The organism is Streptomyces sp. NPDC052701 (assembly GCF_040678355.1).
GTDB lineage: Bacteria > Actinomycetota > Actinomycetes > Streptomycetales > Streptomycetaceae > Streptomyces.
In genome coordinates this window covers 50,123-58,995 of the sequence record NZ_JBFATO010000024.1, presented here as the reverse complement: position 1 = coordinate 58,995, position 8,873 = coordinate 50,123, and the positions used below count along the sequence as shown (strand labels likewise).

General features: G+C 73.9%; 11 protein-coding genes. 4 read left to right on the top strand and 7 right to left on the bottom strand.

Annotation, left to right across the window (positions count from 1 at the left end):
- Positions 1 to 226: 226 nt before the first annotated feature.
- The 7 genes from AB0L29_RS24730 to AB0L29_RS24700 form a co-directional block, all read right to left on the bottom strand.
- The gene (locus AB0L29_RS24730) at positions 227 to 463 is read right to left on the bottom strand and encodes a WhiB family transcriptional regulator (protein ID WP_365829953.1); all 237 of its coding nucleotides are present in this window, start codon (positions 461 to 463) and stop codon (positions 227 to 229) included.
- Positions 464 to 762: 299 nt separating this feature from the next.
- On the bottom strand, positions 763 to 1,533 hold the full coding sequence (locus AB0L29_RS24725) for a TIGR03943 family protein (protein WP_365829937.1): 771 nt from the start codon (positions 1,531 to 1,533) through the stop codon (positions 763 to 765).
- Entirely contained in the window at positions 1,530 to 2,492 is a 963-nt protein-coding gene (locus AB0L29_RS24720) for a permease (RefSeq protein ID WP_365829952.1), read from the bottom strand. The genes AB0L29_RS24725 and AB0L29_RS24720 overlap by 4 nt, the downstream gene beginning before the upstream one ends.
- A gap of 263 nt (positions 2,493 to 2,755) precedes the next feature.
- Positions 2,756 to 3,652 (bottom strand): DMT family transporter, encoded by an 897-nt coding sequence (locus tag AB0L29_RS24715; RefSeq protein ID WP_365829936.1) that lies wholly within the window; start codon positions 3,650 to 3,652, stop codon positions 2,756 to 2,758.
- Positions 3,653 to 3,908: 256 nt separating this feature from the next.
- Positions 3,909 to 4,889, bottom strand: coding sequence for a D-cysteine desulfhydrase family protein (locus AB0L29_RS24710; protein ID WP_365829935.1), 981 nt, complete (start codon positions 4,887 to 4,889; stop codon positions 3,909 to 3,911).
- Between the two features lie 214 nt (positions 4,890 to 5,103).
- The gene (locus AB0L29_RS24705; RefSeq protein ID WP_365829934.1) at positions 5,104 to 5,388 is read right to left on the bottom strand and encodes a hypothetical protein; all 285 of its coding nucleotides are present in this window, start codon (positions 5,386 to 5,388) and stop codon (positions 5,104 to 5,106) included.
- 178 nt (positions 5,389 to 5,566) lie between these two features.
- Positions 5,567 to 6,163, bottom strand: coding sequence for a TetR family transcriptional regulator (locus AB0L29_RS24700; RefSeq protein WP_365829933.1), 597 nt, complete (start codon positions 6,161 to 6,163; stop codon positions 5,567 to 5,569).
- 91 nt (positions 6,164 to 6,254) lie between these two features.
- On the opposite strand from AB0L29_RS24700, the gene AB0L29_RS24695 reads away from it, so the two are divergent.
- From AB0L29_RS24695 to AB0L29_RS24680, 4 genes are all read left to right on the top strand, one after another.
- A complete protein-coding gene (locus AB0L29_RS24695) occupies positions 6,255 to 7,124 on the top strand; it encodes an SDR family oxidoreductase (protein ID WP_365829932.1) in 870 nt (289 codons plus the stop codon).
- Complete coding sequence (locus AB0L29_RS24690; protein ID WP_365829951.1) at positions 7,125 to 7,277, top strand: SDR family oxidoreductase; 153 nt, start codon at positions 7,125 to 7,127, stop codon at positions 7,275 to 7,277.
- 416 nt (positions 7,278 to 7,693) lie between these two features.
- Positions 7,694 to 7,870 carry a hypothetical protein gene (locus AB0L29_RS24685; RefSeq protein ID WP_365829931.1) on the top strand — a complete coding sequence of 59 codons (177 nt, stop codon included), beginning with the start codon at positions 7,694 to 7,696 and terminating at the stop codon, positions 7,868 to 7,870.
- Between the two features lie 386 nt (positions 7,871 to 8,256).
- On the top strand, positions 8,257 to 8,700 hold the full coding sequence (locus tag AB0L29_RS24680; RefSeq protein WP_365829930.1) for a nuclear transport factor 2 family protein: 444 nt from the start codon (positions 8,257 to 8,259) through the stop codon (positions 8,698 to 8,700).
- Positions 8,701 to 8,873: the final 173 nt, after the last annotated feature.

Below are 8,873 nucleotides of genomic sequence, written 5' to 3'. Positions count from 1 at the left end.
GCCGGGGTCGATTACCTGCCAGGTAATCGACCCCGGCACAGCCAGGTGCCCTCCGCGTGTCCGGGCCTTCGCCGCGAGGGGGGCCGGTCCCGAAGCGGCGAGGCCGTGGGGATCCGCCGCTTCCGGTGCTCCGGCGGCCACGGTGGCCCCGGCGGTCGTCCGTGGGGCGAGCCGCTTCGGTGCGGGGAGGGCAGAGAGCCGGGCGCGGCGTCCTCCGCTCCCCGGCTCATCGGACCGCCGGCCCGTCGAGCAGCGCCCGGCGGATCGCGCGGCGCTGCACGGCCGTGGTCGCACCCCATATGCCGGCGTCCTCCCCCTGTTCCAGAGCCCATGCCCGGCAGGTGAGAAGGACGCGGCAGCGGCGGCACACCGCGCGGGCCCTGGCCACCTGCGGATCGGTCTCCAGCTCGTTCAGGGGGAAGAACAGCTCGGGATCCTCACCGATGCAGGCGGCCTCCCGCAGCCAGGCGCGGACGTCGGGCAGCCGCACGCTGCGGCGGGGAAAGACGGTAAGGCGATGAGCCACGACGCACCTCCGCGTGGTGCCGGGCGAAACCGGCGGGTGGCTGAGGCACAGGAGTGCCCCAGGCCCGGCAGAGGTGGCGTTCTCCACTATACGCCGCACGGTGCTCCGTCAAGGCTGGCGGCGGCCGGCTCCGGCACGGGCCCGGTGCGCCGGCCGGCGCCGTCCGTCCCGTCCCTGTCCGCCCCTGTCCATCCCCGTCCGTCCCCGTCCGTCCCCGTCCGTCCCGGGCGCCGCCGTCAGCGGGACTCAGGGAGGGGAAGGGCGTCCATGTACGCGTTCGAGGGCCGGTCGACCTTCTCGACGGTACGGGCGTCGAGGGCGACCGGGGCGGAGCTCGTACCGAGGGTTCCGCCCGCGTGCCAGGTGCCCACGACGGTCACCCAGGTGTCGGCGGGCGGGGCCGGGGCCCCGTGGATCCGCACCTTGACCGACTGGGCGTCCGCCGCGCAGCAGTTGATCAGGAGCCGGGTCAGGTACCAGCCCTCGCCCCGCTCGGCGGGGGTGACGAAACCGGTCATCCGGACGCTGCGTCCCTTGATGGCCTGCCCGCGGTCCTGCCGGACACGGCTGGTGAAGTCACCGAGGGTGAGCGGGAGCGGCGAGGTCGAGGGCAGCGGATCGAAGTCGTCCCGCTGCGCGACGGGCTTGGGGGCCTGACGGGCGGCGGTGTACGCGCCGAGCCCCGGCGGGGCGTAGCAGAGCAGGCTCAGCGCGGGCAGCAGGAGCAGCCAGGCCACCCGGGGCACCCTGGAGTGATCATGAGGGTGGCCGTCCTCGCCGTCACCGGCCTCGTGCCGGTGGTCCTCACCGCGCTCGTCGCCTCCGCCCGGCCTCCACTGCGCCCAGGCCTCCGCCACACCGAGCAGGAGCAGCAGCACCCCCGACACGATCAGCAGCGGACGCATCCCCGGCCTGACGTACCTGAGGTAGAGGTCGGTCGGGAGCGAGGCGTACAGCAGGCCGAGGCCGCTGAGGACGAGCAGGACCGCCTGCAGGGGGCGTCTCACAGCAGGACTCCTCCGAAGAGCGCGCTGCACAGGATGGCGACGACCGTCGTGGCGGCGCAGAAGCGCACCGCGAAGGAACGGCCGAACGTGCCCGCCTGAAGGGCGATCAGTTTCAGGTCGACCACCGGCCCGACCACCATGAAGGTCAGCCGTGCGACGGGGGAGAAACCGGTGAGCGAGGCCGCCAGGAAAGCGTCGGCCTCCGAGCACACCGCCAGCACGATGGCCAGCGCGGCCAGGAACAGCACGGACAGCCAGGAGGAGCCGGAGAACGCGTCGAGCACGGACTGCGGGACGGCGACGTTGAAGGTGGCCGCGGCCATGGCCCCCACGACGACGTAGCCGCCCGCGTACAGGAAGTCGTGCTGGAAGCCGCTGCGGAACTCCGTCCAGCGGCTGTGTCCCGGCCGGTGCCCGGTGTGGCGCACGGCCGGCCTCAGCCATTCCTCCCGGCCGAGCCAGAGCCACAGCCAGCCCATCACGGCCGCGGTGGCGAGCGAGGCGAGCAGCCGGGCCAGCACCATGGCGGGACTGCCCGGGAAGGCGATGGCCGTGGTGGTCAGCACGACCGGGTTGACGGCGGGGGCCGACAGCAGGAAGGCGAAGGCGGCGGCCGGGGTGACACCCCGGCCGATGAGGCTGTTGGCGACCGGTACCGACGCGCACTCACAGCCGGGCAGGACGACCCCGGCGGCACCGGCGACCGGGACCGCGAGCACGGGCCGCTTCGGCAGCACCCGGCTGAACACCCGTGCCGGCACGAACGCGTTGATCGCGCCGGACAGGGCGGTCCCGAGCAGCAGGAAGGGCAGCGCCTGCACCGCGATGGAGAGGCAGACGGTCCGCCAGGCCTGCACGGCCGGCTCGTCCCCCCACCGGCCGAGGACGAAGACCGCCGCGCCGGGCAGGACGGCCGCCCCGAGCAACAGCAGCCACCAGGAACGGGGCCAGCCGCTCACGGGCGTCTCGTCCGGGTCCGCGGGGGCCGCCGTGACGGGCCTGGTGTCCGCGGACGCCTCCTCGGCCGGTTCGTCTGTCTTCTGCACGCCACTCCAGATGTCCGATGTTCACATCGAAAGATAGCGGCCCCCGGAACCGCCGGATCCCGCACCACCGCGCCCCGACGCGCCGCCCAGGGCGAGCTCCGGGGGAAACGGGGGCTCACGGCGCTCCGCGGCCGGCGGCAGGCGGCCGCCCTCCGCGTGCCGACGGGGGGGCGGGCCTACGGGGCCTCGGCGCCGGCGGTGGGGCGGTCCTCGCCGGTCAGGGCGCCGGCGAGCGGCAGCCTCGAAAGGGCGGTCACCCCTGCGGCGATCAGGGCGACGCCCAGCAGCTGGGGCAGGAGCCACCAGCCCGACCGCACGTACTCGCCGTAGACCGTGATCCCGAGCGCCAGGCTCACGCCCGCGTCGCCGAGCGTGAGCGCGGGCTGGGACGCGACCAGCGGCCCGGCCTGCATCGCGTTCTCCAGCAGGAACAGCGCGGCCCCGCCGAACAGCGCGAAGCCGTAGGTCTGCCAGGTGGTGAGGAACGCGGCGACGCCGCCGTCGTCGAGCGTGTGCATCGATGTCTTCATCAGCGCCGCGGTCACCGCGTACGCGACGGCGGTGGCCAGCCCGAAGCAGGCGGCCCGGGCGCGGCCCTCGGGGCGGCGCAGCGCGGCGGTCACGAGTCCGGCGATCGCGGCCGTGCAGACGGCGAGCGCCGGGATCCACCGGTCCATCGGCACCTGCGTGCGGTTGCCCGCGGGCGAGGCGGCCACGAGGGCGACGGCGAGCCCGGCCACGACAGCGCAGACGGCCACCCAGCCGGGACGGGACAGCCGCCCCTGCAGCAGCACCGTGGCGATGACCAGAGCGAGCGGCAGCTCGAGCACGAGGAGGGGCTGGACGACCGTCAACGGCCCGGTCGCGAGCGCGACGGCCTGGCAGACCGCCGCGGTGACGACGGCGAGGATGCCGGCGAGCCAGACGGGGTGCCGCAGCAGGTCGAGCATCAACCCGGCCCGCAGTGTGTCGGACCGGGGCACCTTCAGGGCGGCCTTGCGCTGCAGGACCGTCGCCAGGGCGTCGCTGAACGCGGCGCCCAGCGCGAACAGGACCGGCACCAAGGCGTTCACCGTGTTGGTCCTCCGAGACGACGAGACGGCCCACCCCGGTCCCTGCCATGGTGGCCCACCGTCCCGCTCCCCGCGAACGCGCCCGCCGCGCCGCACGGCGCACGGCGCCGACCGCGTCGGTCAGGGGGGTGCTCCGGCGGGCCGGGGTCCCCGGTCCGCCGCGTGAAGGCCGTACGCTCTCGCCACGGCGGATCCGGCCGGCCGTGAACCGGTCGGGAAGCGGGTCCGCGGACGGGCGGTGCCCCGCGGCCGCCCCTCACCGCCAGTCGTACGTCCTCAGGGCGCTCACGGCCCGCTGCACGGTCCGGGCATGCCCGAAGAGGCCGGGGAGGCCGCCGGTGTGCAGGAAGACCGTCCGCTGCGCGGGGCGGATGTCGCCGTCGCGTACGGCGGCGGCGAGGCCGGCCATCGCGCGCCCGCTGTAGACGGGGTCGAGGACGATGCCCTCCGTGCGGGCCGCCGTGCGCATGGCCTCCATGACAGGTTCGTGCAGTGCTCCGTAGCCGGCGCCGACCTGGTCGGTGCGGATGCGCAGGGAGCCGGGGTCGATGTCGCGCCGGGAGAGGCGGCTGGAGAGCTCGGCCACGGTGGCGGCCGGTTCCGCCACGGCACCGCAGTGGACGCCCAGGACCCGTTCGGCTCCCAGGGCGCCGATCAGTCCCGCCATGGTTCCCCCGGAGCCGAGCGCCACGACGACGTGGTCCACGTCGGGCAGCTGGGAGCGCAGTTCCTCACCGCCTTCCGCGTAGCCGCGTGCGCCGAGGGGGTCGGAACCCCCGAAGGGGAGGAGGTGCGGGCGTGCCCCCTGCGCGCGCAGGTGCCGGCAGACGTCTTCGGCGACGCCGGACAGGGACGCGGGACCGGCGTCGCCGGCCCAGTGGACACGGGCTGCGAAGAGGCTGTCGAGCACCAGGTTGCCGGAAGCGGCCGAAACGCTGTCGGGCGTTCCGGGAAGGACGAGTACGACGTCCAGTCCGAGCCGGGCGCCCGCGGCCGCGGTCAGCCTGGCGTGGTTGCTCTGCGCGGCTCCGGTGGTCACCAGCGTGTCGGCCCCGGTGGCGAGTGCTTCGCCGACGAGCCACTCCAGTTTGCGGACCTTGTTGCCTCCGCCGCCGAGGCCGGCCAGGTCGTCCCGCTTGATCCACAGGTCGTCCTCGCGCAGGCCCAGGGCCGTCGCCAGACGGGGCATGGGCTCCAGCGGGGTCGGCCATGTCGACAGGACGGCCTTGGTGCTCATGGATCTCCCTCGGCGCAGGTCCGTCCGGCCGGTGGCCGGGACGGCCCGGCCCTCTTCGGGGGCCGCACCCGGCGGGGCCGGTCCACCGCCCCACCCTCGTCACCGCCGTCCAGGTCTTCCCCAAGCCGGTCCGCCGCGGTGCGGCCCGGATCCGGGCCGCGGGGGGGGCGCCCGGCTGATCGCCCGGTCCGGCGATCCGGTCCCCTCACTCGGGTCACTCGGGCGACATCGCCGGCAGCGCGTCCTCGGCCTCGTCCGTCAGGTCCAGCGGCTGCAGCCGGCTCCAGTACCGGCGCAGCACCTCCTGCGGTGCGGCGGCGGGCGGCGCGGTGGGGTCCCGGAAGGCCAGATGCAGCTCCTCCACCCGGTCCTCGCCCGGCCGGCGCGGGTGGGGCTGCGGCCGGTGACGGAGCCACCAGCGGACAGCCGCGACGGCCACCCCGGCTCCCCCCATCGCCGCAGCGCTGATCGCGAGTGCCTCGTGCCGCGTGACCGTCATGGCCCTGTCCCCTCCCGAAGTGTGGTTGCCCGCAGACACCTCAACGGGTAGCCCGATCGGCCGGGGTTATGCCCGCGCGGCAGCCGGACGGAGTACCGGCGCCCGGCCCGCCGGGAGCACGCACCCGACGCCGCGGGGCCCGTCCTCCGGGCGGACGACGGGAGTTCGACGACACCGCCTAGCCGGGGCGGTGGGGCAGGCGGGCTTGGGGGGGCCGGGTGAGTGCGGCCACCGCGGCTGTGACCCTGGCCCTGTGGTCGGGGCCGGTTTCCGGGCGGTTCTCCGGTTGCAGCGCCCTGAGCGACCAGGTTGCGGTGTCCCAGCTGATCACGAGCGCGATGACCATGGCCATGAGTTCCGCCGCGGGGATGTCGGCGCGGACCTCGCCGGCCTGCTGGGCGGCCTCGATGGCGGAGACCCTCTTGCGGTACTGCTGGACCTCGGCTTCGACGGGCTGCTGCCGTTCCAGCCCCGCCCACAGGTACAGCCGCCGGATGTGCGGCCACCGTTCCAGTCGGTCGAACAGGTCGCCGGCGTAGTCGGCCAGGTCGCCGTCCTCGAACGAGATCGACTGCGCCAGCTTGATCATGCTGTCGGCGACGACTATGTCGAACAGCTCCTCCTTGGTGCCGAAGTGCATGTAGATCGACCGCTTGTTGGCCGAGGCGTTCTCGGCGATGCGGTCGATCCGGGCGCCGGCCAGGCCGTAGGCGGCGAACTCCTCGATCGCCGCCTTCATGAGGCGTCGCTTGGTCTCGGTGGCGTCGGGTGGCATGCGCCCATCGTACATAACCATCCAGGTATTTACAGGAGGGGCGGCGTGGAGTAGGAATGTATCCAGTTAGTTACCACCCGAGGAGCAAGACATGACCCGCACCTGGTTCATCACCGGCACGTCCTCCGGCTTCGGCCGCCACCTCACCGAACAACTGCTCGCACGAGGGGACAGGGTCGCCGCCACCGCGCGGCGTCCGGAGAGCCTCGACGACCTGGCGGCCCGCTACGGCGAGCGGCTGTGGCGCGCCCGCCTGGACGTCACCGACACGACCGCGCTGCGCGAGGTCGTGGACCACGCGTTCACCGATCTCGGCCGGATCGACGTCGTGGTGTCCAACGCCGGCTACGGACTGTTCGGGGCGGCCGAGGAACTCACCGACGAGCAGATCGACCGGCAGATCGCGACCAACCTCACGGCACCCATCCAGCTCGTCCGCGCCGCCACCCCGCACCTGCGCCGCCAGGGCGGCGGACGCTACATCCAGATCGCCAGCGTCGGAGGGCAGGTCGCCTTCCCCGCCATGAGCCTGTACCACGCCACCAAGTGGGGCATCGAGGGGTTCTGGGAGTCGGCCGTCGCCGAGCTCGCGCCGTTCGGTATCGACGTGACGGTCGTCGAGCCCGGCGTGGCACGCACCGGCTTCGCCGCCGACAGCTCGGTCCTGGGCGCTCCACTGCCCGAGTACGCCGACGGCCCGTCGGGACGGATGCGCGGCGTCCTCTCCGGCGACCTGCCTCCGCTGCCCGCCCCCGGTGACCCCGCGAAGATCGCGGCGGCCATCATCGCCTCCGCCGACCGGGCCGAGGCGCCGTTCCGCCTGACGCTGGGCTCCGACGCGTACGCGCTGGCGACCGCCGCCCTGCGCGGCCGCCTCGAAGCCCTCGAAGCCGGGCGGAGCCTCGCCCACTCCACCGACGCCGACGACTTCACCGCCCCCGCCGCCCCCGCCGGCCAGTGAATCGTCCCCGTCGACGACTTCGCCGTCCCCCGCAACGCCACCCCCGGGGAAATCGCCACCTTCGCCCTCTTCGCCGCTTCGGACCAGGCCCGCTTCGCGACCGGCTCCGAAATCGTCGCCGACGGCGGCTTCACCCTCGGCCCCCTCACCTGACGCACACCCCGCGCTCCGGCACGACGAGCACACGATGTCTCCCCGCGGCTGCGGACCAGGACCGCGGGCCGGGTTCACGGTCGTGCGCCGGCAGCGGCACCGAGGGGCAGACCACGTCGGGGCCTGGCCTGCGGGGACGAGCCCTTCCAGGCCGCCCGTCGACACCGTGCCGCCGCCTCCCGGGGTCAGGCACGGGGAACGCTTCGCAGCTCCCCGACGGCGCGTTCGACATGCCGCGCCAGGGGGCCGTCGGCCCGATCGACGCGGACGCGGGATCCGCCGGCCGGCCCGGACTTGCCGTACCCCTAGTAACAAGATCACAGTTGGCGTATGTGCGCCTCAGGCAACCAGTCGAGGTGCGCCCCTCCCCCATGTGCCCGTGATCCGTGGCACCCGTATGACCGTCAGGAAGCCGAATGCAGCCGCCGTACCACTCCCTGGAGCATGCGCGCGAGGACTACGAGACCCACCTGCGGACTTGCCGTCAGTGCCAGGCGGACGGCGCGCAGTGTCCCGTGGCCAAGCACCTGAGGCGCGTGTACAACAACCTCGCCAGAACGGCCCGCCCCCGCCCGGACGCCGCCGCCCGGTGACGCCGGACGACACGGCGTCGCGGTGGCCGTCGTCCGGCTGCTCCTCGGGTGGCGTCGCCGCCCCCGCGAGGGGCGCCGGACGAGCCGGTCCGGACGCCGCAGCCGTTCGATCGCCCTGCCTCCTTCCGCCGGCGCGGCCGCGAGCCGGGGCTGATTCCCGCGGGTACGAGCCCAGTTCGCCGGCGCGTGAATGCGCCTCGCTCCGCCGGACCTCGCGCATCACCAACAGATCCGGGTCGGCAGGGCCCCGGCTCCAGGCACGCATCAAAGGTGATCTCGATGAGGGGCTGCCTTGTCTCAAAGATGATCGACTCGGCGTGCCCCCGCTGGCAGGATGAGTGATCTCTCCGCGTCGGAGGACGCGGACCGGGAGGGAGAAGTCAGCGATGTCCACAGCCGTACCCGCGAACACGCGCACCGTGGTCGAGGAGTTACTGCGCAGAATCGGTGAGGGCGACCCCGAGCGCATCGCCGAGCTGTACGCCGAGCAGGGCGATTGGAAGCTCGACTGGCCGGAGGCCGAGCACGGCCGCACCGCCACGCCGTGGATCCGTCACCGGTCCACCCGGGCCGACGCGGCCGCCCACTATCGCGAGCTTGCGGAGTACCACGTGCCGGAGCGTGTGGCGACCGAGATCGAGCGCATCCTCGTCGACGGAAACGACGCGGTCGTGCTCGGCGAGATCCGTCAGACCGCCCGGCCCACCGGGCGCGCGTATCGCGCGCGGTTCGCTCTGCACCTCACCGTCGAAGACGGGCTTGTCACCCGGCACCACGTCTACGAGGACAGCCTGGCCGTCGCCCAGGCGTTCGAGGCGGGGACCCGGTGAAGGACCACCGGACCGATCACGAAGACGCTGCTCACAGCCCCTCGCCGAGGGCCGCGACGAGGGCGGTCGCCGCGTAGGGGTCCCGGCAGTACTCGCCGAAAAAACCACGGAGTAGCCCCTGACCTGGGGATATCCCCGCTCCCTTTCGGACGCCGCGTTCGGTGTTCGCGGAC